The sequence below is a fragment of the Halochromatium roseum genome (assembly GCF_016653315.1).
GTDB classification, from domain to species: domain Bacteria; phylum Pseudomonadota; class Gammaproteobacteria; order Chromatiales; family Chromatiaceae; genus Lamprobacter; species Lamprobacter roseus.
On sequence record NZ_NHSH01000065.1, the window covers coordinates 235,015 to 258,773 of the forward strand.

At 63.1% G+C, this 23,759-nt stretch carries 24 protein-coding genes; 18 read left to right on the forward strand and 6 right to left on the reverse strand.

Annotated features, from left to right (window positions below):
* Positions 1 to 30: 30 nt before the first annotated feature.
* Together CCR96_RS17195 and CCR96_RS17200 are read right to left on the reverse strand one after the other, a co-directional pair.
* Positions 31 to 345, reverse strand: coding sequence for a sel1 repeat family protein (locus CCR96_RS17195; RefSeq protein ID WP_201221497.1), 315 nt, complete (start codon positions 343 to 345; stop codon positions 31 to 33).
* A gap of 164 nt (positions 346 to 509) precedes the next feature.
* Positions 510 to 707: an Alvin_2107 family globule sulfur oxidation protein gene (locus tag CCR96_RS17200; protein ID WP_200247595.1), complete on the reverse strand. Its 198-nt coding sequence runs from the start codon at positions 705 to 707 to the stop codon at positions 510 to 512.
* Between the two features lie 377 nt (positions 708 to 1,084).
* Here CCR96_RS17200 and CCR96_RS17205 point away from each other — a divergent pair, with 377 nt between their 5' ends.
* The 5 genes from CCR96_RS17205 (at position 1,085) to soxZ (ending at position 6,466) form a co-directional block, all read left to right on the forward strand.
* Positions 1,085 to 2,128, forward strand: coding sequence for an AAA family ATPase (locus tag CCR96_RS17205; RefSeq protein ID WP_201221499.1), 1,044 nt, complete (start codon positions 1,085 to 1,087; stop codon positions 2,126 to 2,128).
* 36 nt (positions 2,129 to 2,164) lie between these two features.
* Complete coding sequence (locus tag CCR96_RS17210; RefSeq protein ID WP_201221501.1) at positions 2,165 to 3,550, forward strand: vWA domain-containing protein; 1,386 nt, start codon at positions 2,165 to 2,167, stop codon at positions 3,548 to 3,550.
* A 219-nt stretch (positions 3,551 to 3,769) separates the two neighbouring features.
* Entirely contained in the window at positions 3,770 to 5,275 is a 1,506-nt protein-coding gene (locus CCR96_RS17215) for a M48 family metalloprotease (RefSeq protein WP_201221503.1), read from the forward strand.
* A gap of 352 nt (positions 5,276 to 5,627) precedes the next feature.
* Positions 5,628 to 6,101: a thiosulfate oxidation carrier protein SoxY gene (gene soxY / locus CCR96_RS17220; RefSeq protein WP_201221505.1), complete on the forward strand. Its 474-nt coding sequence runs from the start codon at positions 5,628 to 5,630 to the stop codon at positions 6,099 to 6,101.
* Between the two features lie 50 nt (positions 6,102 to 6,151).
* Complete coding sequence (gene soxZ, locus CCR96_RS17225; protein WP_200247603.1) at positions 6,152 to 6,466, forward strand: thiosulfate oxidation carrier complex protein SoxZ; 315 nt, start codon at positions 6,152 to 6,154, stop codon at positions 6,464 to 6,466.
* A gap of 90 nt (positions 6,467 to 6,556) precedes the next feature.
* On the opposite strand, the gene CCR96_RS17230 is transcribed toward soxZ, so the two are convergent.
* Positions 6,557 to 7,540 carry a lysophospholipid acyltransferase family protein gene (locus tag CCR96_RS17230; RefSeq protein ID WP_338035902.1) on the reverse strand — a complete coding sequence of 328 codons (984 nt, stop codon included), beginning with the start codon at positions 7,538 to 7,540 and terminating at the stop codon, positions 6,557 to 6,559.
* 154 nt (positions 7,541 to 7,694) lie between these two features.
* On the opposite strand from CCR96_RS17230, the gene CCR96_RS17235 reads away from it, so the two are divergent.
* Positions 7,695 to 8,123: a rhodanese-like domain-containing protein gene (locus CCR96_RS17235; RefSeq protein ID WP_201221507.1), complete on the forward strand. Its 429-nt coding sequence runs from the start codon at positions 7,695 to 7,697 to the stop codon at positions 8,121 to 8,123.
* 90 nt (positions 8,124 to 8,213) lie between these two features.
* Here the strand turns inward: CCR96_RS17235 and iscR are convergent, their stop codons facing one another.
* The 3 genes from iscR to CCR96_RS17250 all read right to left on the reverse strand — a co-directional run bounded on the left by iscR (position 8,214) and on the right by CCR96_RS17250 (position 10,712).
* Complete coding sequence (gene iscR, locus CCR96_RS17240; RefSeq protein ID WP_201221509.1) at positions 8,214 to 8,723, reverse strand: Fe-S cluster assembly transcriptional regulator IscR; 510 nt, start codon at positions 8,721 to 8,723, stop codon at positions 8,214 to 8,216.
* A gap of 73 nt (positions 8,724 to 8,796) precedes the next feature.
* The gene (gene cysE / locus CCR96_RS17245) at positions 8,797 to 9,573 is read right to left on the reverse strand and encodes a serine O-acetyltransferase (RefSeq protein ID WP_201221510.1); all 777 of its coding nucleotides are present in this window, start codon (positions 9,571 to 9,573) and stop codon (positions 8,797 to 8,799) included.
* Positions 9,574 to 9,650: 77 nt separating this feature from the next.
* Positions 9,651 to 10,712, reverse strand: coding sequence for an RNA methyltransferase (locus tag CCR96_RS17250; protein WP_338035903.1), 1,062 nt, complete (start codon positions 10,710 to 10,712; stop codon positions 9,651 to 9,653).
* A gap of 73 nt (positions 10,713 to 10,785) precedes the next feature.
* On the opposite strand from CCR96_RS17250, the gene CCR96_RS17255 reads away from it, so the two are divergent.
* From CCR96_RS17255 to CCR96_RS17310, 12 genes are all read left to right on the forward strand, one after another.
* On the forward strand, positions 10,786 to 11,595 hold the full coding sequence (locus CCR96_RS17255; RefSeq protein ID WP_201221512.1) for an inositol monophosphatase family protein: 810 nt from the start codon (positions 10,786 to 10,788) through the stop codon (positions 11,593 to 11,595).
* A gap of 136 nt (positions 11,596 to 11,731) precedes the next feature.
* Entirely contained in the window at positions 11,732 to 13,639 is a 1,908-nt protein-coding gene (locus tag CCR96_RS17260; RefSeq protein ID WP_201221514.1) for a 2-oxoacid:acceptor oxidoreductase family protein, read from the forward strand.
* The gene (locus tag CCR96_RS17265; protein WP_201221516.1) at positions 13,639 to 14,523 is read left to right on the forward strand and encodes a 2-oxoacid:ferredoxin oxidoreductase subunit beta; all 885 of its coding nucleotides are present in this window, start codon (positions 13,639 to 13,641) and stop codon (positions 14,521 to 14,523) included. The genes CCR96_RS17260 and CCR96_RS17265 overlap by 1 nt, the downstream gene beginning before the upstream one ends.
* Positions 14,524 to 14,528: 5 nt before the next feature.
* Positions 14,529 to 15,089, forward strand: coding sequence for a hypothetical protein (locus CCR96_RS17270; protein WP_201221518.1), 561 nt, complete (start codon positions 14,529 to 14,531; stop codon positions 15,087 to 15,089).
* Positions 15,090 to 15,174: 85 nt separating this feature from the next.
* Positions 15,175 to 15,807 (forward strand): ParA family partition ATPase, encoded by a 633-nt coding sequence (gene parA, locus CCR96_RS17275; RefSeq protein WP_201221520.1) that lies wholly within the window; start codon positions 15,175 to 15,177, stop codon positions 15,805 to 15,807.
* A 455-nt stretch (positions 15,808 to 16,262) separates the two neighbouring features.
* Complete coding sequence (locus CCR96_RS17280; RefSeq protein ID WP_201221522.1) at positions 16,263 to 16,661, forward strand: septal ring lytic transglycosylase RlpA family protein; 399 nt, start codon at positions 16,263 to 16,265, stop codon at positions 16,659 to 16,661.
* A 271-nt stretch (positions 16,662 to 16,932) separates the two neighbouring features.
* Positions 16,933 to 17,502: a Tll0287-like domain-containing protein gene (locus CCR96_RS17285; protein WP_201221524.1), complete on the forward strand. Its 570-nt coding sequence runs from the start codon at positions 16,933 to 16,935 to the stop codon at positions 17,500 to 17,502.
* A 71-nt stretch (positions 17,503 to 17,573) separates the two neighbouring features.
* On the forward strand, positions 17,574 to 18,275 hold the full coding sequence (locus tag CCR96_RS17290) for a hypothetical protein (protein WP_201221526.1): 702 nt from the start codon (positions 17,574 to 17,576) through the stop codon (positions 18,273 to 18,275).
* Between the two features lie 53 nt (positions 18,276 to 18,328).
* On the forward strand, positions 18,329 to 19,552 hold the full coding sequence (locus tag CCR96_RS17295; RefSeq protein WP_201221528.1) for a protoporphyrinogen/coproporphyrinogen oxidase: 1,224 nt from the start codon (positions 18,329 to 18,331) through the stop codon (positions 19,550 to 19,552).
* A 242-nt stretch (positions 19,553 to 19,794) separates the two neighbouring features.
* Positions 19,795 to 20,343 carry a putative 2OG-Fe(II) oxygenase gene (locus CCR96_RS17300; RefSeq protein WP_201221530.1) on the forward strand — a complete coding sequence of 183 codons (549 nt, stop codon included), beginning with the start codon at positions 19,795 to 19,797 and terminating at the stop codon, positions 20,341 to 20,343.
* 338 nt (positions 20,344 to 20,681) lie between these two features.
* On the forward strand, positions 20,682 to 21,692 hold the full coding sequence (locus CCR96_RS17305; RefSeq protein ID WP_242519152.1) for an alpha/beta fold hydrolase: 1,011 nt from the start codon (positions 20,682 to 20,684) through the stop codon (positions 21,690 to 21,692).
* A 103-nt stretch (positions 21,693 to 21,795) separates the two neighbouring features.
* On the forward strand, positions 21,796 to 23,448 hold the full coding sequence (locus CCR96_RS17310) for an SDR family oxidoreductase (RefSeq protein WP_201221534.1): 1,653 nt from the start codon (positions 21,796 to 21,798) through the stop codon (positions 23,446 to 23,448).
* The last annotated feature ends 311 nt before the right edge of the window (positions 23,449 to 23,759 follow it).

The following is a 23,759-nucleotide window of genomic DNA, read 5'->3' on the forward strand; positions in this document are numbered from 1 at the left end:
GCGTAGTTTGCACCGGCGCAGCGCCAAGGCCTAGCCAGGACCGACCACCTGGAGAGCGGGCTTAGCGCGTAGCCGCTTGGCTGCCTCGTACTCTTCATTGGTCATCTGGCTGCCGACGATATTGCGCAGCAGTTCGGCATCCCTATCGCCCTGATCAATCGCCAGCGACAGCCAGTAGTGCGCCTGTGCCAGGTCGATCGTAACACCACGCCCTTCGGCATAGATCAGACCAAGGGCATAGAAGGCGTCTACCTCACCACGTGCTGCCGCGTCGCGCACTCGCGGCACGGCGGCTGGATCATTGCGCAGTAGGATGAGATCTTTCAGGTAGCTGTTATCTGCCATGGTCGCTCGCTGCCCGTCGAAAAGACTGAGCGGTGCACATGAAAAGCAAATGAAAAAAGGCGGGGGAGCCCCGCCTTACCTTGTCGCTCGCCTTGGGCCGGACCCTGGAGCAATCGTCCAGCGCCCATGTGCGGCAACCGGCCGCGGCCCGCGGCGAGGTTTTCTCAGCCTTTAGCCCACTTCGAGAAGTTGTCGGTACTCTTCTCCTCGCCATCGCTATAACCAGCTTCATAGGCCTCGGTCAATCGCTGCTCCTCGCGCTTCGGATTCTGCAGGAAGCCGCATTGCCAGCCCTGAATATATTCGTCATCGACGCCGAGCTGTTCCATCTTGGTGACAGCGTCGTAGTAAAACTGGTTCATCGTCCACTCTCCGGTCAGCTGTTGAGATTCGGTTGCAAATCTTATGGTTGCGGCAACCATCAAACATCTGGCTGCCGCCTGATCCAAGCCCTTGACGGGAGCGCGTCGGACCGGTTGCCGAAGCGCCTCGCGCACAGGGGATCTCCACAATGCGCGCTCGCCCGAATCTGGCTTAACGGATAAGAATACCGCTTATTTCTAATGCGTACCAGCACCAGAGACCCATCGGCCGGTGCATCACAGACACATCGAGCTGAATCGCTTGCGATTAGGCGGGGGACAACCCAACCTCTGGCAAGGATGCAGCCGCGTCAGGCGATGCAACGGCCTCTGTTCGCGGCACCGACCCCCGATTGACGATAGGAGAACCCCCAACAATGCGTCCCGCCCAGTTGTTATCCGTCCTCGAGCGCGAGCTCACCAGCGCCGCGGAAGGGCATCATACGCCGGTCATGCTCTGGGGCCCGCCGGGTGTCGGAAAATCCCAGATGATTGCGCTGGTGGCGGACCGCCATCAGGTGCCAGTCATCGACATCCGTCTATCGCAGATGGAGCCGAGTGACCTGCGCGGCATCCCGTTCCGGGTCGATCAGCACGTCGAGTGGGCGATCCCCGCGCTTTTGCCCAGCGTCGAGCGTCACGGAGAAGCCGGAATTCTCTTTCTCGACGAGATCACCTCCGCGCCCCCGGCAGTCTCGGCCGCAGCCTACCAGCTGATCCTCGATCGCCGGCTCGGCGAGTACCAAGTGCCTGAGCATTGGGCAATCTTCGCCGCCGGCAACCGGCAGGGCGACCGCGGTGTCACCTATAGCATGCCAGCGCCGCTGGCCAACCGCTTCTCGCATTTTGAGGTCGACACACACCTCGACGACTGGGTCACCTGGGCCTACGCGAAGGGCATCGATGAACGGGTGATTGCGTTCCTGCGCTTCCGCCCCGAGCTGCTGTTCGATTTCGACCCGGCCCACAACCCCGTCGCCTTCCCATCGCCGCGCTCCTGGGAATTCGCCCATCGCGCCCTGCAGAAGTTTCAGAATGATCCGCAGCTGCTGCAGGGAACACTGCAGGCCTGTGTTGGTCCGGCGGCCGGGATTGAGCTCGCCGCTTTCGTTGCGAGTATCGATCAGATGCCGGATCTCGACGCCATCTGTCGCGGTGAGGCCGTGCCTGTACCGAGCGAGATCGATCTTCAGTACGCCATTGCCGCAGCACTGGTCGGCAAAGCCATCCGCGCCCGCGACAGCGCTGATCAAGAGACCGTCATCGGTAACATCCTGGTCTACGCCGGTCGCTTTCCACAGCGGGAGATGGGGGTCATGCTGGTCTCTGATCTGCATCGCGCCATCGGCAGCGACCTGTTCGAGGTCCCAGCCTTCGCCGACTGGGCGAATGCCATCGCCGATGTCATGCTCTACAACTAGACCTTATCGAACTTAACGGCTTGTACTGGGACATCCATGGCTGCAGATTTCATCGGCGACATCCACACGCATCCTCAGGGCGAATGCCCGAGCGAGGTCAGCCCGAGCCTTGACGCGCAAGACCTGCAAGCGATTGCAACCAAGCTCTCGTCCGCGCGCACCCGGCTAATCCTCGATAAGCCATTCCTTGGCGCACTGGTGCTGCGCCTGCCCATGCAGGCCGCCAGCGGCGAATGGTGCCCGACGACGGCCACCGATGCGCGCACCTTCTACTATAACCCGAGCTATATCGATGCCCTGACGCTGGATGAGACCCAATTCATGTTGGCGCACGAGGCACTGCATTGCGCACTCTCGCACTTCGCACGCCGGCAACATCGCATCAAACATCGCTGGGATCTGGCCTGCGACTATGCCATCAACCCGCTGCTGGTCGATGACGGCCTGAAACCACCGCCAAACGCCCTGCTGATGCCGATGTATAAGGGCATGACCGCGGAGGAGATCTATCCACTGATCGACGACAACGATCAGTCAGAGACCCTCGACACCCACGCCTATGATCGTGACGCCGATGGCCAGGGCCAACAATCCGGTATGGATGAGCGCGACCTCGAGCGTCAACAACGCCAAAGCCAAGCCGAAGAGGGTGAGCAGGGCCAGGGTCCACCAAAGTCCGCGGAACAGCGCCAGCAGGGCCAAGCGCATGGTAAGCAGGCACCGAACCCGGAATCCAGCCCAGAGGCCAGCTCAGACGCAGCCTCCACGCCACCTCCACCACTGACCCCAGACGAGCAAGAAACCCTCCAGGTACAGTGGCAGCAACGCATGGCTGGTGCTGCGCAGCAGGCGATGCAGGCCGGTCGTCTCGGCGGTGAGCTCAAGCGCATGATCGACCATCTGCTGCAGCCGCAGCTGCCTTGGCGCATGCTCCTTGCGCGTTACATGAATGGCCTCTCACGCCACGATTACAGCTGGTCGCGGCCGTCACGCCGCGAAGGCGAGCACATCCTCCCGAGCTTGCGCAGTCAGCGCATCGACCTGATCGTTGCCATCGACACCTCAGGCTCGATCAAGGATGCCGAGATGCAAGAGTTCATCAACGAGGTCGACGCGCTCAAGGCCCAGGTCCAGGCGCAGGTCACCTTATTGCCCTGCGACAGCGCGCTCTGTCCAGGCTCACCCTTCCGCTTCGAGCCTTGGGAGCGCTTCGAGCGTCCGCATGAGCTTCAGGGGGGCGGTGGCACCAACTTTCGGCCGGTGTTCCAGTGGGTCGACGATCAGGGGCTAAGCCCGGACTTGCTGGTCTACTTCACTGATGCCGAGGGCGCGTTTCCGGAACGCGAGCCTGCCTACCCGGTGATTTGGCTGGTCAAGGGCCGCAGCCCAGTCCCTTGGGGTCAGCGGCTGCAGCTGAACTGAGTGCAGGCTGAACGGTCAGATTCCTAGCCGAATCGATGATGCGAGAACAGATTATTTCTCGAGATTGTTGCTCGATTGAATCCGCAGATTAACGTGAATCTCGCACGATTCATTTTCTAGGGTGGTAGCATGTTCCAGGGTGGTAGCGCGCCATGATCCCTATAAGCGCTTCACCACCCTGCCTGCGCAGGTCTTTTTTGGATCGTTAACTCAGGCGCCATGACATCTCTTTTTGATAGGGGCCGACGCCAATATCGGAACCGCCAATATCGGCCTGTCCGACTGCGCGTCCTAGCACTCGCCATCGCGCTCTTACTGGTTTTGTTGCCCAGCCTCGGGCCCGCTGATCCTTTCGCGCTACCGGATTTCGGCAGCTCAGCCGACACCATCATGTCGCGTGCCGAAGAGCGCGATCTCGGCCAGGAATTCATGAAATGGGTGCGCAAGGCACTGCCAATCTCTGCTGACTCAGTCCTCACCGATTACATCCAGACCCTCGGCCAGCAACTAGTCGCCTCGAGCGGCAACCCTGGCCACTACGACTTCTTCCTCATCGATGAACCCACGGTCAACGCCTTCGCTGGACCCGACGGCCGCATTGGGATCTTTGCCGGCTTGATCCTCGCCTCGCAGACCGAGGGCGAACTGGCCGCGGTGGTCGCACATGAACTCGCGCACGTGAGTCAAGACCACCTGATGCGCAGCTTCGAAGCACAGCGCCAAATGGCTCTGCCCGCCACGGCGCTGCTGTTGGCGGCAGCCGTGCTGGGCGCAACGATCGATGCCAATATCGGTGCCGCCGGCCTGATGGGCATCCAGGGCGCCGCGGCGCAGCGACAGATCAACTTCACCCGCGCCAACGAGGAGGAGGCGGACCGCATTGGTATCGATACCCTGGCCCGCGCGGGTCACAATCCCTATGCGATGCCAGGCTTTTTCCAACGTCTAGCCAAGACCACCCGCGTCTCGGACAGCAAGACCCCAGAATTCCTCCGCACCCACCCGGTGACCACCAGCCGCATCGCCGACGCGATGAACCGTGCTCGCCAACACGGCCTACGCCAGCGCCCGGACAGCCTACGTTTCCACCTGGCACGCGCCAACCTGCGCCAACGCAGCGAATCCAACCCGAAGCGTGCCGTGGATCACTTCGCGAAGACGCTCGAGCAAGGTCGCTATCGTGACGAGACCGCTCAGCGTTATGGCTACGCACTGGCATTAACTCGAGCCGGCCAGCTCGAGGCCGCACGCAGCCAACTCGCGCCGCTCCTCAAGGAATATCCGAGTCAAACCGAATTCTTGGTGCTGAGAGCCGACATCGACCGCCGTGCCGGCAACCCCCAACAAGCCGTGCGCGACCTCAAGGCGCCGGTTGGCCTGGCACCAGGCAATTGGCCGCTAAATCAGGCCTACGCAGAGTCATTGATGGCGGCCTCGCGGCCAGCAGAGGCGTTGACGGCGCTACAACGCTTTGTTGCGCTGCGGCCCGGCATCGCACCGATCTACGAGCTGATGGCTGATGCCGCTGGAAAATCGGGCCAGCGCGCCTTGAACTATCGCTACCGCGCCGAACATCTTTACGCCAGTGATGAGCTTGAGCCAGCCATCCGGCAACTCCAGCTTGCACTGCGTCTGGACGACATCGACTTCCATCTCGCCGCCCAGTTGCAGGCTCGCCTGAACGAGCTGCAAGCCATGCAGCGAGCCCGCAAAGGTCGGGAATGACTGCATCGACTTGTGACCACCGGGCGGTTAACTGGCACAGCGAGTCGTAGATCCTTCGGGTTTTCCACAGTCAGCCAGACCATAAATGCGGTTTTCAGTGTCCGACGGATACGCTAAGCTTAGCCGATCGACGATTTGGAAGACCTAACGCTCTTCCGCTTCGTCTGGCCGCTCTCGTCATTGCACAGGCAACGGCTGGGAGCGAGATGCTCGATCGGGCATCGCCACAGGCACGACGCCAAAGCACGGATTGCCAAAGCATGATGTCTTAGGCCGCCCATCGACGCAGAAATAAGATTGACGACCCCCAGCCCCAAAGGCTCCACCCCGTGTTCGATAGAGGAGATGTTCCATGATCGACGCAAAACGTAGAACCCTACTCAAGGGCTCCCTTGGTGCCAGCGCCATCGGCATAGCCGTCAGTGCCGGACTGCTCACCCCAGGCACCGTGCTCGCGAACTGGCCCAAGGACGCCTTCGCGGCGACCGAGACCGATGCCGCTCTGAATGATCTACTCGGCAGCGCATCCACCGAGACCAGCGACCAGGTCAAGATCAAGGCCCCTGACATCGCTGAAAACGGTGCTGTGGTCCCGGTCACCGTCGAGACCGACGTCGCAGGTGCCAAGTCGATCGCGATCATCGCTGCTGGCAACGGAACCCCGCTGATTGCCTCATTCGACCTGGGAGCGGATGCCGTTCCGTTCGTATCCACCCGCATCAAGATGGCCAAGACCGCTGACGTCATCGCCGTTGTGCAGACCGAAGGCGGCCTACTCAGCGCTGCCAAGCCGGTAAAGGTCACCATTGGCGGCTGCGGCGGCTAACGCCAACGCACTCTGGCTTCAACTACCGGATAACGAACTGAGGTAAGACAATGGCAGGTAATATCAAGATCCGCGCCAAGAGCAGTAATGGTGTCACCACCGTGAAGGCGCTGATGAGCCACGAGATGGAAACCGGACTGCGCAAGGACAAAGCCACCGGCGAGCCGATCCCGGCGCACTTCATCCAGGAAGTCACTGGGAAGTGGAATGATCAGGTCGTGATGACCGCCTTCTGGAGTGGTGGCGTCTCGAAGAACCCCTATTTGTCGTTCAAGTTCAACGGCGGCGAGAAGGGTGAATCGGTCGAGATCAGCTGGGTCGACAATCAGGGGCAAAGCGAAAGCGGCACCGCTGAGATCAGCTGATTGCTGAAGCATCGGGCAATGCGCCCGACGCTTTAGGAGATTAGAAAGCCCCGCCATCAACGGGGCTTTTTTTATCCGCTTCGGTTTCGCTCAGGCGGCGGATTGGGCCTGACGCTGACGGCGCGCAATCTCGATTGCAGACGCATCCTGCAGCGATCCGGTGTAGAGCTTCCGCTCGCCAGCAGGGCGTCGACGAAAGCGCCGATAGCTCCACAGATACTGCTCTGGGCACACCGCGATACACTGCTCGATACCACGATTGAGTGCCGCCGCCGCAGTCATATCATCCTCACTATCGATGCCCTCCGGCGCCCTCAAGCAATGGATGCGGTAACCACTTGCACGCGGCAGTCGCTCAGCGATCATAAAGATCACCGGCGAGCCGCTGCGGCGGGCGAGGCGATTCACCAACAGCATCGTATAGGCGGGTATCCCGAAGAGTGGCGCAAACACCGCTCCCTTCTCCTCACGCGGCTCCTGATCAGGCAGAATACCAGCGGTTTCGCCGCGCTCTAGCGCCCCGAGCAAAACCCGGATGCCTCGTGCGGTGATCGGCGCCAGGGTTGCGCCGCCACGTCGTCGAGCCTCGACGATCAGGTCATCGAGCAAGCGCTGCGGCTTGTAGAAGATCGCTGTCGGCCCGCAGGTCGAGAGGTAGAGCCCGGCCAGCTCCCAAGCACCGAGATGCGGCGACAAGACGATCAGCCCCTGCCCCGGCTCGCGCTCGAGCAGTTCGATGCCGCGCACCTCGCGGATGAGTGACAGCGCTTCCGCCGGAGGCCGCAGCCACAGCGGCGCCGTCTCAAACAGGGTCTTGCCCAACTCACGCAGGCTCCGATTGCGCATCCGCACCAGCTCTCCTGCTGGCCGCTGCGGTGCGTACAGGCCAATGTTGATGAGCGCATTACGGCGCTGACGGTTCGGGATCAGCGCGATTCCCCAGCCCACGGCCGCCCCCAATCGGTGCAATATCGGCAACGGCACTCGCGCCAGGGCGTGCACCAAGGCCCGCGCAGCCCGATCGCGCCAGCTCAGGGCGCGCGCAGAGGTGGCGGTCGGGGCCGAAGACGGCACATCTGCAGCACGCCTCGCTTGCTGACGGGGTTTCACAGGGGTTTTCAATACGTTTCCAACATCGAGTAAGGACGTGGGTCGTTTATCGTAACCTGACAACCAACGCAGAACAGCAGATCAAGATCAACCACCACCAACCGCTGGAGAACCACTGATGAGCGAACGCCTACCAACCCCGCTCTCGCCTGAGCAAGCACAGCGCCTACTGCAAGACGACCCGCAGAGCTTACTCGTTGATATCCGATCGACCATGGAGTTCTTGTTTGTCGGCCATCCCACCGGAGCCGTGCATGTACCCTGGATCGATGAGCCGGACTGGACCGTCAATCCGCAGTTCCTGACCGAGATCCGCAAACGGCTACTCGGCGGTGCCGTCTGTACCCCGGACGATCGCTGCGCCTCAGTGATACTGATCTGCCGCAGCGGCAAGCGTTCACTCGAGGCCGGCAAAGCCTTGCTCGAGGCCGGGCTGCCGAACGTGTTTCACGTCGACGAAGGCTTTGAAGGCGAACTCGACGATCAACATCACCGATCAACCATCGGCGGCTGGCGTTATCGCGGCTTGCCTTGGGAGCAGTGTTGACGTGAATCTCAGGCCATTCATTGTCCGGGGTGGCGCCACGCCATGTACATCAGGCATGCCGAGTCACACCCCGGCTCAGCCAATGCCAACTCAGGCGTTGGCCTGATCCACCGAGTGCAGGGCATCGAGCTGGACCTTAGTGCCCTTGACGGCCGCCGCGCCCAAGGGCCGCTTGGCTCGCCGAGCGGCGTCAGCCTCGGTCCCACGCTCGACGAGATCCTGCAGACTAATGTTATTGAGGTAGCCGTAGATGCGATCGCTGAGATCCATCCAGAGGTCATGCGTCAGGCAGGGGCCATCGCTCTTGCAGTTATGAGCGCCACCACAACGCGTGGTGTCGACGTTCTCATCCACGGCGGTGATCACCTCAGCGATGTAGATGGAACGCGCCTCGCGTGCCAGGTTATAGCCACCGCCCGGACCGCGTACGCTGATCACCAGCCCACGCTTACGCAGCTTCGCAAACAGTTGCTCCAAGTAAGATAGCGAAATGCCCTGACGTTGCGCGATATCCGCAAGCGCAATCGGTCCCTTCCCTTGATGAATGGCTAGGTCGAGCACGGCAGTCACCGCGTAGCGCCCTTTGGTTGTCAATCTCACCTCGACTTCCCCCGTTGATAGTCTCGTTCACTGGCCTTGCTACCTGACATCCTATGATAGCCGACCAATACCATCAATTTTTCTCGGGCTCCGTACTGACCTCGGCCGGATCGAGCACGCAGTCGTCGAGATCATCGAGATGCTCGAAATGCCGGGTAATCCCCTGCTCCTCAAGCGCCCGCGACATCGCCTCCATGCGCCGATCCATGATGTGAATGTGATCAAGCATCCGATTCACCGCATTCGCAACCGGATCTGGCGCATCACGAGTGGCACCGTAGGCATCGAAGCCCATTCGCTTAGCGGTGTCCGCACGCCGACGGCTAGCCGCATCCGCGGCATGTTCGATCACACGTCCCGGCACACCGACGACGGTGCCACCGGCCGGCACGGGCTTCACCACCACGGCATTAGAGCCGATACGCGCACCGTCGCCGATGGCGATTGGCCCTAACACCTTGGCACCAGCGCCGACGACCACATCCCGCCCTAGGGTTGGATGCCGCTTGCCCTTCTGCCAGCTCGTGCCACCGAGGGTGACACCGTGATAAAGGGTGCAGTCATCGCCGACCACGGCAGTCTCGCCGATCACGACCCCCATGCCGTGATCGATAAAAAAGCGTCGACCGAGTTCGGCGCCGGGATGGATCTCGATCCCGGTCAGCAGCCGCGCCAGATTCGACAGCATCCGCGCGAGCCATTTGAACCCCCGCAGCCAGAGTGCGTGCGAGACGCGATGCATCATCACCGCATGCAGCCCCGGATAGGTGGTTAGCACCTCGAATGCATTGCGCGCGGCCGGATCGCGCTCGAACACGCAGGCGATATCTTCTCGCAGCCGCTTAAACATCAGGCGATCTCCTTCGATTTCAGCGTTCCGATCTAGCGTTCCGATCTAGCGTTCCGCTCTCAGCGTGCGCGCACCGATCAGCGGCGAAACCGGTCTGGTCGTTTGCGCCCCTCGGCCGCAGACAGGATGCCGCGCAGGATGTTCAGCTCGGTCCGATCCGGGCGGGCGCGGTTGAACAGGCGGCGCAACCGCCGGCGCAGGGTGCCCGACTGCGCTGGATCAGCGAATCCAATCTGCGCCAGCGTCTGCTCCAGATGCCCGTAGAAACCGGCCATCTCATCGGCGGTCGCAAGATCCGCTCTCTCGTCTCTCTCGTCTCTCTCGTCTCTCTCGTCTCTCTCGTCTCTCTCGGCTCGTGACAGCTCGAGAGCCGGATCTTGGCCTGAAGCCCTCAGCAGGGTCTGAGCCTCGGCCTGCCATTGCAACGCCGTGCGCCGAAGCTCATAGGCAAAGACTTGGGCTGCAGCGGCGATATTCAGCGAACTGTAATCCGGATTGGTCGCGATCCGCGTTAGGAAATGGCAATGCGAGAGCTCATCGTTGGTCAATCCTGAACGCTCTCGGCCCAACAACAAGGCCACCTCGCCCTGCGCCGACTCCTGCAACAGCTGTGCTGCGCAGCCGACCGGGTCCACCTCGGGCCAAGCCAGCGAGCGTGCTCGCGCGCTCGAGCCGATGACCAGGCGACAACCGCTCAGCGCCTCGGTCAGCGAGTCGCAGACCTGGGCCTGAGCCAAGAGATCATCCGCACCAGCCGCGCGCGCCAACGCCTCGGCATCGATCGCCTGCTGCGGTCGCACCAGCACCAGTTGCGTCAACCCCATGGTCTTCATCGCCCGCGCAACCGCGCCGATATTGGCGCTGAGACTGGGCTCGACGAGCACGAATCGAATACGGCTCAGCCGCATCTCGCTCGGCCGTGCCTCGCTCAGCTCAGCCTCGTTCCGCTCAGCCTCGCTCAGGCCAGCCTTGCGCGGGCCAGTCTCGCTGCGCGCAACCTCGTTCAGCCCGGCCTCGCCCAGGCCCACCGCGGTGTTCAACGCGGCCGCCTCCAGGATTGGACCATCGGCCGATGGCCGCGGCACCGAAGCGTTTTCCGCAACCGAATCTCGGGGTACATTCTGCTCGTTTGAGTCCATCACATCAGTTCTTCAGACTTTTCTTAACTTGTCAATCTACTATCCCTGGCGCAGATGCATTATCGTTAGCGCCATGGATGCCATGTTAAATATTGCCGTACGTGCCGCCCGCCAGGCTGGACGCATCGCTGTGCGCTCTTATGAGCGCGGCGTCGAGTTGCGGGTGAACGAAAAAGGCCGCAACGATTTCGTCAGCGAGGTCGACCGCGCCTGCGAGGCGGCCATCATCAACGAGCTGCGCGGCAAATTCCCAAACCACGCCATCCTCGCGGAGGAGAGCGGCAGCAGCAAGGGCCGCGACGGCAGCGACGAGTTCCAGTGGATCATCGATCCGCTCGACGGTACCACCAATTACCTGCACGGCTTCCCGCAATGGTCGATCTCGATCGGTCTGCGCTATCGCGGGCTGATGGAGCAGGCCGTGGTCTACGATCCGCTGCGCGAGGAGCTATTCACCGCCAGCCGCGGCAGCGGCGCCATGCTCAATGATCGGCGCATCCGCGTCAGTGACCGGCGCGGGCTCGCCGGTGCTCTGATCGGAACCGGTATCCCGTTTCGGGATCAGTCGCATCTCACCACCTACCTGAGCATGATGGCAGCCATGATCCGCGATACCGCTGGCATCCGTCGCCCAGGCTCGGCGGCGCTCGACTTCGCCTATGTCGCGGCTGGCCGGCTCGATGGCTTCTGGGAGCTCGGACTCTCGCCCTGGGACTTCGCGGCCGGAGCGCTACTGGTCGCTGAGGCCGGCGGCACGGTCACCGATCTCGCCGGCGGCGACCGGTTCTTCGAGACCTGCAACCTCGTCGCCGGCGGACTCAAGGTGCACCAGGCCATGATCGAGCGCCTCAAGCCCTTCCGCAGTGCCGAGCTGGCCGCCTAGGCGATTGCTGCGGACATTAGAACTGATCGAATCCGGGCAATCGGCATTCCATCCGCTATCCTTTGACTGGGGCCGCCTCCCGCGGCCCTGATCGACTCGCCGCGCTGGCCAGGTCGATGTCCCGGCGGAGAGGCGAATGATCTGGCAGAACGATAATCAACAATCCATCACGGTCGCCGTCAGCGGCTCCGGCGGCTCCGGTGCGCTGACAGCGGGATTCATCCTCCTCGCCGCAGCCCAGCGTTGCGGGCGTTACGGCCTCATGATGCGCTCCGCTGGCCCCCAGGTGCGCGGCGGCGAATCGGTTGCCATCCTCCGCATCGGCCCGAGCACGGTTACCAACATCGGCGATCGAGTCGACCTGCTCGCCGCGCTCGATTGGCGCAACATCGAGCGGTTTCAGGACGAGCTCGCGCTTGACGCCAACAGCCTGGTCCTCCACGACAACGCAGCCGGCGCGGTTCCAAGCGGCATTGCCGCCAGCGGCGCCGAGCAACGCCCCATCGATTTCGGCCGCCGAGCCGCCGAGCACAACGGTGGTCGCGCCAACATGATCGCGGTTGGGGTCTTGGGGGGTGAGATGGGCCTGCCGTTACAGGCACTGCTAGACGCCACCGACGCCGTCCTCGGCAAAAAGGCGCCAGCCGCCGTCGACGCGGCCAAGGCCTGCATCGCGACTGGTCATGGAGGCACGACGGCAGGGCAAACCGAGCGCGAGCCGAGTACCGCACCGGCAGCCGCAAAACGGTGGCGGCTCAGCGGCAATGCGGCAGCCGGCCTTGGCGCGCTGCGGGCCGAGGTCGGCTTCATCGCCGCTTACCCGATCACCCCGGCAAGCGAGATGCTGGAATGGCTGGCACCTCGACTCGAGCGTGCCGGCGGCACATTGCTGCAGGCCGAAGACGAGCTGGCCGCGGTCAACATGCTGATCGGCGCCAGCTTCGGCGGAGTGCCCGCCGTGACAGCCACCTCGGGTCCCGGCCTCAGCCTGATGACCGAAGGGATTGGTTTGGCCGTCGCCAGTGAGACCCCGATCCTGGTCGTCGACGTCGCCCGCGGTGGCCCCAGCACCGGATTGCCAACCAAATCCGAGCAGGCGGACCTGAATCAGGCCCTGTACGGTCTGCACGGCGATGCCCCGCATCTGGTGCTCGCGCCGCTCGACGTCGGCGACTGCGCCTTTACCGTCGAATGGGGCAGCCGCCTCGCCGAGCGGCTGCAGACCGCGGCCATCCTATTATCGGATCAAGCGCTTGGGCAGACCCATGCGGTCATCGATCCGCCACCACGCTGCCCCCCAGTGCTTGGGCGTAAGGGGGTCAGCGCAACGTCCGCCCAAGCGCTAACTGATAACGCGATCGATAGCGCGACCGATCGCGCGATCGATAGCGCGAAACCGGCCAACGCCTTCGCGCGCTACGCACCCAGCGCCGATGGCATTTCCCCCATGCCGTCACCCGGAATTCCAGGCTTCGAATACACCGCTGACGGACTCGCGCACAACGCGCAGGGCACACCGTCGAGCAGCGCCAGCGATCATCGCGAACAGCTAAGCAAGCTCATGCACAAGCTAACCGCACATGACTACGGCGACGCCTGGGCTCGAATCGACCGCGGTCAGCTCGCTGATGAACCAGCTGACAGCATGATCAGCCTCCTGACCTGGGGCTCGAGCTGGGGCGCGGTCCAGGAGGCAACGACGCGGTTGCGCGAGCAAGGCGCACAGGTGCAGAGCATTGGGCTGCGATTGCTGGCCCCGCTACAGCACGACCAGTTGAGCCGCGCGATCGCCGGCACCCAAGTGCTGGTCGTCGAGATCAACGCCACCGGCCAGCTGTTCCGCTACCTCAACGCCGAGCGGGTGCTGCCGCCCAGTGCCCGCTCATTCGCGAGACCCGGGCCGCTGCCGCTGCGCCCTGCCGAGGTCATCGCTCAGCTGCGGCTGCAACGGCCACAACCCGATGCCGACGAAAACCAAGCGGGCGGTGGCGATGAGCATGCCGGCGAGTCGCTCCAGGCTGCGGATGTTGGAGGAGGATACTGATGGCCCCGGCAATGATCCCCAGTCTGCGCGCGCGCGACTATCTCTCCGACGTCAAGCCGATCTGGTGTCCGGGATGCGGCCATTTCGGCGTGCTCTCGGCGTTGACCAAGGCGCTTGCCTATCTCGAGCGCCCCAAGCATGAGATCGCGGTGATCTCCGGCATCGGCTGCTCATCGCGTGTGCCCGCTTATCTCAACTGCTACGGTTTCCACGGCCTGCATGGGCGCGCACTGCCGTTGGCGACCGGGCTGAAGGCCGCCCGACCCGACCTAACCGTGATCGCCACCGGTGGCGATGGCGATGGCTTCTCGATCGGTGGCAATCATTTCCTACACGCCTGCCGACGCGATATCGACCTCTGCTACATCGTCATGGACAACGCCGTCTACGGCATGACCAAGGGGCAGGCCTCGCCAACCACCCCTCCAGATTGGACCCAGAGCGCGCTGACACCCCATGGCACCGGCATCCCAGCCTTTCGACCAGCGGCCATCGCGCTGGCGTCCGGAGCCAGCTTTATTGCGCGCGGCTTCAGCGCTGATCCGCACGGGCTGAGCGAACTCATCGCGCGCGCGATCCTTCATCCTGGCTTCGCCTTCGTCCATGTCTTGAGTCCCTGTCGCACCTACCGACCTGATGATCAGTCGAGCTGGAAGCAGGCCGTGCACCCCTTCGGTGAGCACATCCTGTCCACCGCAGAGACCGCTGTCGACACCCCGCCAGGGGCCAGCACCAGCACCAAGCTCCATGTGCAGGACGACGGCCTTGGCCTCGGCGTCCTCCACGAGGTTGCCCGCAGCCAGGCCTCGACCAGCGCGACGGCTGGTGCCAACCCAGATCGCCAGGCTGCCCTCGATGCAATCGAAGCGGAGTTGGAGGCTTGAATCTGATGAGTGACCCCGCGAACGCACCCCGAGAGATCAACGCCATCAGCGCGGCCGAGGCGCTTGCCCACGCCTTGGAGCTGACCCACGATTCAGCCTCCCGCTATGCACAGCTCCAGGCTTGCCTCGAAGCACACCACAACCAGGCCGCGGCCGATATCTTGGGCCGCGTCGTCGAGCTGACGCTCGCCACAGCAAGCTCGATGCCAGGTCTCAAACCGCCCGAGCAGCTGCCACGCATCGCGCCTTGGGAGCTGATCTGGCGCTGCCCTGACCTGCTCGCGATGCGTCTCGGTGACAACGCGCCAACCGCCTGCAATCATCTGATCGGCGAGGCCGAGCTACTGCGACTGGTCCTCAGGCGTGAGCGCTGCGCGCACGAGTGCTATGCAAACGCCTGCGAGCAGGTCGCCTCGCCAGCAACGCAAAAGATGCTGAGCGCTATCGCGACGCGACAGCAGGAGCAGATCGCGCGTCTCGAGGCCCTGCTGGCCAGCAGCGAAGCCGCAGCGGGCGGTGGCACCCCGGCGCCCGGGGATCTCGACCCGCCCAACCGGCCCGAGTGACCCGCTACACCTATTGTCAAACGCGTGCGCCGTCACCACCAACCCAGTACAAACCCTCAACGAGCAGGCGCTCATCAAGCACCCAATGAGTATCATTGTCGTCGTCGGCAACAAGGGCGGGACCGGCAAAACAACGCTCGCACTGAACCTGGCCGCCGGTCTATTAACTGATGGCAGTGTCGTGGTGATCGATGCTGATCCGCAGCAGTCCGCCTATCAATGGCGCCTCATCGGCGGCGATCGGCCCGGGCTGCCGGCGGTCGTCGCCGCTGCACATGGGCTGGAACAAACCATCGCAGCCCTGCGCGAGACCCATCGCCATGTGATTGTCGACTGCCCGCCGTCGATCAAGGCGCCCCAAACCGAAGCTGCGCTGCGACTCGCCGAGCACGCCTTGATCCCGGTACAGCCGTCGCCGATGGACCTCTGGGCAACCACCCATATCGCCCGCACGCTCGAGCGTGTGCGGCCAGAAAACCCGAGCCTGCAGGCGATGATCGTGATGAGTCAGATCGAGCCGCGCACGACCCTGTCGCGGCTGATGCCTGAGGCCGTCGCGGAGCTGGACCTGCCGGTCGCGAGCACGGCGTTGCGGCGGCGCTCTATCCATCGCCACTGTGTGCTCGAAGGGCGAACCGTCTTCCAAGCCGGTCGGCGCGGCTCCGAGGCCGCTACCGAGATCCAATCCTTGATTGCTGAGATCTTTGCTGATGACTGACAAGACCCGCACCGAACGTCGCTTGCTCGCCTCCATCCGCCAAGTCAAAACCGGTGACGAGGCAACCGCCCCCGACGACACCACCAACAGCACGGCTGAGCAAGCCACCGCTGCCGCGAAGCCGGCGTCCCGAGCCAGGCCTAGAACAGCCACGGGTAAGGCATCACCCAGGTCGGCACCGGCATCCAGATCAGCCAAGCCTGCGGCTTCAAAACCGCGCCAGTCGGCACCAGCATCACGCGCCAAGCCGTGGTCAACCGCGCCTAAGTCAACCGATCGCCAGGACGGTTATCAGAGTGCAAGGAGGGTCTGGCCAGACTAACCATAGCAGACACCCGGGAAAACCCTAATCAGGGACTTCCCTTATTCGGGATTTCCCGTACAATGCCGTCATCGATTCGCAACAGGTGCCCGAGGCCCAGCGCCCCCCGCACCCTCAGACCAGCGGTTTAACGATGACGAACACACGCAAGATCCTCCTCACCGGGCTTTTTTTGCTCATCGGCGTTACCAGCAGCCCACTGATGGCCGCCCAACCGGGCCAGGTCATGACCGGCGTTGCCTCCTATTACCACGACAGCCTGCATGGCAATAAGACTGCCAGCGGCAAGATTTACAACAAGAACAAGCTCAGCGCAGCCCATAAGACGTTGCCGCTCGGCACCCGTGTACGCGTGACCGAACCGAAATCCGGGCGCAGCGTCGTCCTCGAGGTCAACGATCGAGGCCCGTTCGTTAAGGGCCGTATCATCGACCTCTCGCGTCGCGCTGCCACCGAACTCGGCATGCTCAAGAAGGGCCTTGCCAAGGTCAAGGTCGAGATCCTGAGCGTTCCAGGCCGCAGCGGCGCCTAACGCGCATGACGCGGCGCCACCCCGGAAAATGAATCGCGTGAGAGTCACGCTAACGCTGGTGGCGCCGCGCCTCTCTAGCGCCTCTCTAGCCCCTCTCTAGAAGATGAATCGCCTGAGATTCACGTTCAGTTTGTCGCAGACGTTGCGCTTTTCTATCGCATTGAACCAGCCTCCTGATCCATAGTCTGCTCTTGTACGTGGTTGGATACCGGCCACCCCGGCCAGATCTAGATGCCACGAAACTTAGGATCTTCTTTGGGAGACTCATTCGATGCTTAAGATGACACTCTACTCCGCCGCAGCCCTGATCATCGCGGCCCCGGCACTCTCTGTCGCAGAGACCACATCCGGCGCCAACGACGAAGCCAAAGCGCTCATCCAGCAATACGCCTCTAGCCTGCAGGCTGAGCTGGTAAGCGCGATCAAAGCAGGCGGCCCAACCAACGCCATCGCGGTCTGCCAGGAAAAAGCGCCCGCGATCGAGGCCAGCCTCTCTGAATCGTCAGACTGGCAGATCGGCCGCACCAGCCTCAAGACCCGCAACGCCAGCAACAAGCCGGACGCTTGGGAGACACGGGCACTTGAACAGTTCGAGTCCCGCAAAGCAGCTGGCCAACCGGTCAAAGGCATGAGCTACGCTGAAGTGGTCGAGACCGATGGCCAGAAGGCCTATCGATACATGATGGCGATCCCAACCCAAGAGGTCTGCCTGGTCTGCCACGGCAGCGATATCGATCCTGAGTTGGCCACCACGATCGACGCCGCCTATCCAGAGGATCAAGCGCGCGGCTATTCAGCTGGCGACATCCGCGGCGCCTTCACCCTCACCAAACCACTGTAGTCGACTTGCAAAACCAGCCGCAGACGGCTTGAAGGCAGAAACCCGTTGCTGCCGAGTTGAGCGGATGCAGCATGGCCGGTATTGTTCGACCAATGACCGAAACGCGCTATCAACTCATCTTCTCAGGCCGCCTGCTGGCTGGCGTCTTACCTGAACAGGCGCAGCAGGCGCTCAAGGAACGCTTCCGGCTCAGCAGCACACAGCTCGATCAGCTGTTCAGTGGCCAGCGGATCACAGTCAAGCGCGGCATCGATCAAAAGAACGCTGAGCGTTATCAACGCGCCTTCGCTGCCGCGGGCGCCCTGATCGATATCGAGCCGGCGCCGGCAGCCTCGAGCACAGCGCCAGAAGAGCGCGTGTCGCCACCGGTACAGCCTGAGCCGCCACCAGGGCAGCCCGGGCCGGCCAGCATGGACACTGCCACTGCGCCACCCTCCTCACTCGCAGATCAGGATGTTCGAGCATCCGCTGAGGGCAAAACTGCTGACCTGAAGACGACAGCCAATACGGCAATCGATCCGGCAACCGATCCGGCAATCGATCCGGCAACCGAGATCGTCGACAGTACAACCCTGCAAATCCTTCCCGCGGGCACCCCGATCGACGAGCAAGTGCCGCCGCCCCAGCCACCGCCAGATACCAGCCATCTGCGGCTTGCGCCGAGCGAGGCCACCAGCTTAGAGGACTGCGCGCCACCACCACCGGCACCTCCCAAGTTCGATCTCAGCGCCTTGGAGCTGGCCCCGACCGATCCACCCCAACGGCAAGAATGACTCGCGTAAGATAGGCGGCTGAATTGCACCGCTTCTAGAGAGAATCCTGACTCATGGCCGACCACGCTCACATCGTCATCGGCGGCGGCATCAGCGGACTGGCGTCCGCGCACTACTCACTGCATGCCGGCGTCGATACCCTCCTGCTCGAAGCCAGCGAACGTCCCGGTGGCTGCATCCACAGCAGCCGGTTCGACGCCCTCAACGGCTTCTGGGTCGAGGCCGGCGGACACACCTGTTTCAACAGCTACGGCAATCTGCTGGGCATCATGGAGCAGATCGACCTGCTCAAACTGACCACGGCAAAGGAAAAAAAGAGTTACAAGCTGTGGTCGAAGGGCAAACGCAGTGGCATCCTCTCCGCGCTCCACGTCTTCGAGCTCATCACCGCGCTACCGGGTCTGTTCCGGGTCAAGAAGGCGGGCAAGACCGTCGCCGAGTACTACGGCAAGGTCCTCGGCCAAAAGAATTATCAAGCATTATTCAGCCCAGCCTTCCGCTCCGTGGTCTGTCAAGATGCTGATGACTTCCCCGCTGAAGCCCTGTTCCGAAAAAAGCCTCGGCGCAAGGATGTGCTGCGCGCCTTCACCATGCCCAGCGGCCTCGCCGATATCCCAAGCGCGATTGCCACGCAGCCCGGTCTCAAGGTCCGTTATGGCGCGCAGGTCCAGCGCATCAGCGCGGCCAACGAGGGCGAGGACATTCGCATCGAGCTTCAGGACGGCACCCACCTCAGCTGCGAACGGGTCACGCTAGCGGTGCCGCCTGACGTGGCGCGAACACTGCTCAGCGAGGCCGCAGCAGACGCCGCCAAGGCCATCGCAGGCGTCGGCGTCGCCGAGATCGACACCCTGGTGTTGGTCTTTGAACGCTCGAAACTCAAGGTCGAAGAGATCGCCGGGCTGATCAGCGTCGATGGCGCCTTCCTCTCCGCGGTCTCGCGCGACTTCCTGCCCGACGATCGCTACCGCGGCTTCGCCTTTCACTTCCCCGGCGGCAAGCTCAGCGAGACCGAGCGCAAGCAAGCCGCCTGCCGGGCCATTGATGCACGCGTCGACGACATCGTCGCCAAGGCCCAGGTCCGAAACCGCCTACCGTCCCTTCGCCGCGACCACATGGAGCGGATTCAGGCACTCGACTCAGCGCTCGCCAGCGGACAGATCGCCGTCACCGGCAACTGGTTCCTCGGCGTCTCGATCGAGGACTGCGTCACCCGCAGCCGCAGCGAGCACGAACGGCTGTTCGGCGCCTTACCGACGGCTCCAGCCGCTCAGTAGCCGCTGCTGCAGCCACAGCAACAGAGCCTTACCATCAAAGGCGGTTCATCCTAGCAACGGCAGTTGACCGCCTCGTCACAGGTATCGGTATCTGAACACATCAGCACTCTGAGCTGGTCGCAAGCTGACCTTCTCGTGCGGAGCATAGGCTAGAGGTTATTCAACTGGCGTTTCTAGGCTCAGCCCCGGGGGGGAGCGATGCCGGGTGGCGGCAACGCCCTAGACGTGAGTATCAAACCGACATGCAAGCGAGCAGCCTCATCACCGCCTGCGACTATCCTCAGGCGGCAGCGATCAACGGCCCACTCGAGCGCGCCTTCACCGAACTAAGCGACAGCGACTTTGAGCGCCGCTCGCATTTCATCGGCGGCCGTTTCGAGAACCTCTACCTCGAGGCCGAGCGCCTGCCCGGCCTATCGAACCTGCTCAGCTTCGGGCTCGAGCAAGCACGCGTCTTCTTGAGCAGCGGCCGCGCCGATTGGCTCGACGAGCCGATCACGGCCGATCAACCCCTCCGCACTGGCTTCTGGATCAATGCCATGCCGCCGGGTCACAGCACCAGCCGCCACAGTCACGAAGAGCATGACGAGCTGTTATCCGGAGTCTATTACGTCAGCGCCCCGCTAGACTCAGGCGACATCCTCTTCCACGACGCCCCCTTCGAGATCCGCGTGCAGCCGCGACCTGGCCTCATGCTGCTGTTCTCACCCGCGCTGGAGCACTCCGTCGAGATCAACCGCAGCACGCATCAGCGGCTCTCGATCGCCTTCAACATCGGCCCAACGCCCTAGTATTGCCTGGCTTGTCTGTCTTGCCTGGCGTTGAAACGCAAGCGGATCGCATTGACGTCACCCACCCCAGCCTTTACGCATCAGATTCTCCACATCCCGACGCGCCAACACCCCCGCGCATGCGCGCGGAGAGCCAGGCATAGACCAGATCAGCCACTGATAACAGGATGGTTTCAAATTTGGAATTGCTGCCAGCATGCATCTCCAACGATCTATAACGCGGCAAGGGGGTGGCGGTTTTCAAGGCGCGGCGAGACGCCTGTGCTAGCATCCGCCCTGCCCAAACTACACCAGAATTCACCCTGCCTGCCGCGCCTGTTTTACCTATGCGAACGCTATTGCGCATCCTGCTAAGTCTGCTGCTCCTGGTCGTCTTGCTAGGGCTGCTCGCGATCTTAGTCGGCCCCTTCATCGTCAGCCCGAGCCCGGCTCCAGGGGTCACCGATGCCGAGCTGGTCGCCGCACCGGAAAGCCGCTTCATTACCCTGCCGACCGGCACTGATGAGTCCCAAGAGTTTCACTTCATCACGAGGCTCGACGCAGAAACGCCGGGGCCGGCCTTCATGCTCTTGCACGGCTTTACCTTCAACCTCTTCACCTGGAGCCAGCTGTTCGATCTCTTCGCGCAATACGGACAGGTCGTCGCTTACGACCAGCTTCCCTATGGCCTCAGCGCAAAACCGACGCCAAACGGTGCACAGGCTTCGGACGTCTACAGCAAAGCCGCTGCACTGGAGCAGTTGTTCGCGCTCGCCGATGCGCTGGAACTCGAGCAGCTGATCCTGGTCGGCAATTCGTCGGGCGGCACCCTTGCGTTAGAGGCCGCACTCGCTCAACCCGAGCGCGTTGCAGGACTGATTCTGATCGCCCCTTGGGTGTACTCAAAGCGACCGATCATGCCAGATTGGCTGGTCGGTCTGCCGCAGATGCAACGCGTCTCGCTCGGGCTGGCACGCTACCTCGGCCGCAACAGCCCACTTCTGGACTACTCTTACGCCGACCCGACGAAGATCGATGAAGAACGGCGCGCGCTGACCGGCGCGCATCGACTGATGGCCGGCTGGGATCTCGCCTGGGGTGCCTTGCTGCAGCACTCGCTGACTGACCCAGTGACCATCGCTGAGCGGCTCGGGGAGATCGAGCAGCCGGTGCTGCTGCTGACCGGCGATGCCGATCAGATCGTCCCAGCGAGCGATACCCAAGCCACCGCCGACGCGCTGCCGAATGCCACCTTGGTCCAACTTACCGGCTGCGGCCACCTGCCACAGGAGGAATGCCCAGACCAGGTCAAGGAGGCCATCAGCAGTTGGCTTGACACACAAGGATCAAGTACCGGACCCGCACTCTGAGCGGCGGTACTCGGCTGCTTGACGGCCCCAAAGCCCTGTTGACCGCCGAGCGTACAGACTGATTCAAGATATCGCCGGAAGGTCCCTAAATCCGGAGGCACTGATGACTGAAACGGCCGACCACCCCTCGCAGGCAACGCCACAGGTTGAGCGTGAACCACGCACAGCAGGTCGGCGCATTGAGCGCGAACGGAGCGAAGCGGGCCAGCAGTCTGAACCTGAGCAGGCTGAGCGCAAGCAAGCTGGGCGCGAGCAAGCTGGGCGCGAGCAGGCTGAGCGCAAGCGGCACGATGATGCATCACCGCGCTGCCTGGTCTTTGGCGCCAGCGGCTACATCGGTAGTCATCTGGTGCCGCGGCTCTTGGATGAAGGCGTCAGAGTGCGCGCCAGCAGTCGCAACGCTGCCGTGCTCAAGGCACGCGGCTGGCCGGGGGTCGAGTGCATCGCCGCCGACGCGCTCGACCCGGCGAGTCTGGATCAGGCACTGACCGGTATCGAGATCGCCTACTATTTGGTCCACTCGATGGCCGCGGGCAAAGACTTCGGTCGGCTCGACCTGGAGGCTGCGGCCAACTTCGCCGCCGCCGCCGAGTGTGCCGGGGTCAAGCGCATCGTCTACCTCGGTGGGCTGGTCCCGGACGACGCCGAGAGCGAGCACATCGTCTCACGCCGCGACACCGGCGAGGTGCTGCGCCGCGGCTCAGTGCCAGTCACCGAGCTGCGCGCCGGCATCATCGTCGGCCCCGGCTCGGCGGCGTTCGAGGTGATGCGCGATCTGGTCTACCACCTGCCGCTGATGATCACACCGCGCTGGGTGCAGTCCAAATCGCCGCCGCTGGCGCTCGACAACCTGCTGATGTACCTGGTGCGACTGCCGCAGATCGAGGCTGCCGAGGGGCGCATCTTCGATGCCGGCGGCCCAGAGACCCTGACCTACCAAGAGATGATGCGCATCCTGGCCGAGGTCGGTGGCCGTCGTCCGCCGCTGATCATCCCGGTGCCGGTGCTGAGCCCGAAACTTTCGGCCTATTGGCTGCGCTTCATCACCGCGGTGCCGACCAACATCGCCCGCGCCCTCATCGGCGGCCTCAAACACGACTTTTCCGCCGACGACGCCGAGCTGAAGCGCTTGGTCCCGCAACAGCTGCTCGGCTTCCGCGAGGCGGTCGAGGCGGTGTTCGCGGCCGAGCGTGAGAGCGCACCCGTCGTCGCCCGCTGGATCGAAGGAGCCTTTGCCGTGCGTCAACAACGCATCGATTACGCCTATTACGCCAAGCGCGCCGGTGGCAGCGCCGAGACCAAGGCGCCACCGAGCGCGGTCTGGGAGGTCGTCTCCCGGATCGGCGGCGACGATGGCTGGTACTACATGAACGGCCTCTGGCAGCTGCGCGACCTGCTCGATCGGCTCGCCGGCGGCCCGGGCGGGCAGCACGGTCGGCGCCATCCGACCGACCTTCGGGTCGGCGATCGCATCGGCTCCTGGAGCGTCATCGGCCTCGAGCCTGAACGGCGCCTGAGCTTGGCCTTTGGCATGCGCGCACCTGGCGCCGGGATGCTGGAGTTTGACCTGGAGCCGCGCGCCGATGGTGGCACCAAGCTCAGCATCACGGCTTATTGGCATCCAGCCGGGGTCTGGGGCCTGGCCTACTGGTACAGCTTCCAGCCGGCGCACCAGTTCATCTTTGGCGGCACTGCCAAGGCGATCTGCCAGCGTGCGCAGAGCCTAGGCGACCCTCGACCAGGCCCCAGTCTGTAGACTGTCTCGCTGTCAGCCTGATCGCCGTTTCACCACACCGCTGAACTGATCCTGATCTTGCCTGATCCCGCGGCATCACTGGAGGCCGTTGACAGCATATTCTCCCCCTATGGCCTCAGCGACTTCGCTAACATCAAGCGTCCATCAAGCGTCCATCAAGCGTCCATCAAGCGTCCATCACGCATCCATTCAGCAGGCATCAGCAGGCATTCAGCAGATGCGCCACAATCAGTCACGCGCCTCTCTCGAGCATCGACGGCCCCTGCATCAACGACCTAGACTCGACATCACAACATCAACCCCCAGAGGAG

Excerpts from the sequence above, each read along its gene's own strand:
- CCR96_RS17195 (WP_201221497.1), bottom strand. The coding sequence starts at position 345 with ATGGCAGATAACAGCTACCTGAAAGATCTCATCCTACTGCGCAATGAT.
- CCR96_RS17200 (WP_200247595.1), bottom strand. The coding sequence starts at position 707 with ATGAACCAGTTTTACTACGACGCTGTCACCAAGATGGAACAGCTCGGC.
- CCR96_RS17205 (WP_201221499.1), top strand. The coding sequence starts at position 1,085 with ATGCGTCCCGCCCAGTTGTTATCCGTCCTCGAGCGCGAGCTCACCAGC.
- CCR96_RS17210 (WP_201221501.1), top strand. The coding sequence starts at position 2,165 with ATGGCTGCAGATTTCATCGGCGACATCCACACGCATCCTCAGGGCGAA.
- CCR96_RS17215 (WP_201221503.1), top strand. The coding sequence starts at position 3,770 with ATGACATCTCTTTTTGATAGGGGCCGACGCCAATATCGGAACCGCCAA.
- soxY (WP_201221505.1), top strand. The coding sequence starts at position 5,628 with ATGATCGACGCAAAACGTAGAACCCTACTCAAGGGCTCCCTTGGTGCC.
- soxZ (WP_200247603.1), top strand. The coding sequence starts at position 6,152 with ATGGCAGGTAATATCAAGATCCGCGCCAAGAGCAGTAATGGTGTCACC.
- CCR96_RS17235 (WP_201221507.1), top strand. The coding sequence starts at position 7,695 with ATGAGCGAACGCCTACCAACCCCGCTCTCGCCTGAGCAAGCACAGCGC.
- cysE (WP_201221510.1), bottom strand. The coding sequence starts at position 9,573 with ATGTTTAAGCGGCTGCGAGAAGATATCGCCTGCGTGTTCGAGCGCGAT.
- CCR96_RS17250 (WP_338035903.1), bottom strand. The coding sequence starts at position 10,712 with ATGGACTCAAACGAGCAGAATGTACCCCGAGATTCGGTTGCGGAAAAC.
- CCR96_RS17255 (WP_201221512.1), top strand. The coding sequence starts at position 10,786 with ATGGATGCCATGTTAAATATTGCCGTACGTGCCGCCCGCCAGGCTGGA.
- CCR96_RS17260 (WP_201221514.1), top strand. The coding sequence starts at position 11,732 with ATGATCTGGCAGAACGATAATCAACAATCCATCACGGTCGCCGTCAGC.
- CCR96_RS17265 (WP_201221516.1), top strand. The coding sequence starts at position 13,639 with ATGGCCCCGGCAATGATCCCCAGTCTGCGCGCGCGCGACTATCTCTCC.
- CCR96_RS17270 (WP_201221518.1), top strand. The coding sequence starts at position 14,529 with ATGAGTGACCCCGCGAACGCACCCCGAGAGATCAACGCCATCAGCGCG.
- parA (WP_201221520.1), top strand. The coding sequence starts at position 15,175 with ATGAGTATCATTGTCGTCGTCGGCAACAAGGGCGGGACCGGCAAAACA.
- CCR96_RS17280 (WP_201221522.1), top strand. The coding sequence starts at position 16,263 with ATGACGAACACACGCAAGATCCTCCTCACCGGGCTTTTTTTGCTCATC.
- CCR96_RS17285 (WP_201221524.1), top strand. The coding sequence starts at position 16,933 with ATGCTTAAGATGACACTCTACTCCGCCGCAGCCCTGATCATCGCGGCC.
- CCR96_RS17290 (WP_201221526.1), top strand. The coding sequence starts at position 17,574 with ATGGCCGGTATTGTTCGACCAATGACCGAAACGCGCTATCAACTCATC.
- CCR96_RS17295 (WP_201221528.1), top strand. The coding sequence starts at position 18,329 with ATGGCCGACCACGCTCACATCGTCATCGGCGGCGGCATCAGCGGACTG.
- CCR96_RS17300 (WP_201221530.1), top strand. The coding sequence starts at position 19,795 with ATGCAAGCGAGCAGCCTCATCACCGCCTGCGACTATCCTCAGGCGGCA.
- CCR96_RS17310 (WP_201221534.1), top strand. The coding sequence starts at position 21,796 with ATGACTGAAACGGCCGACCACCCCTCGCAGGCAACGCCACAGGTTGAG.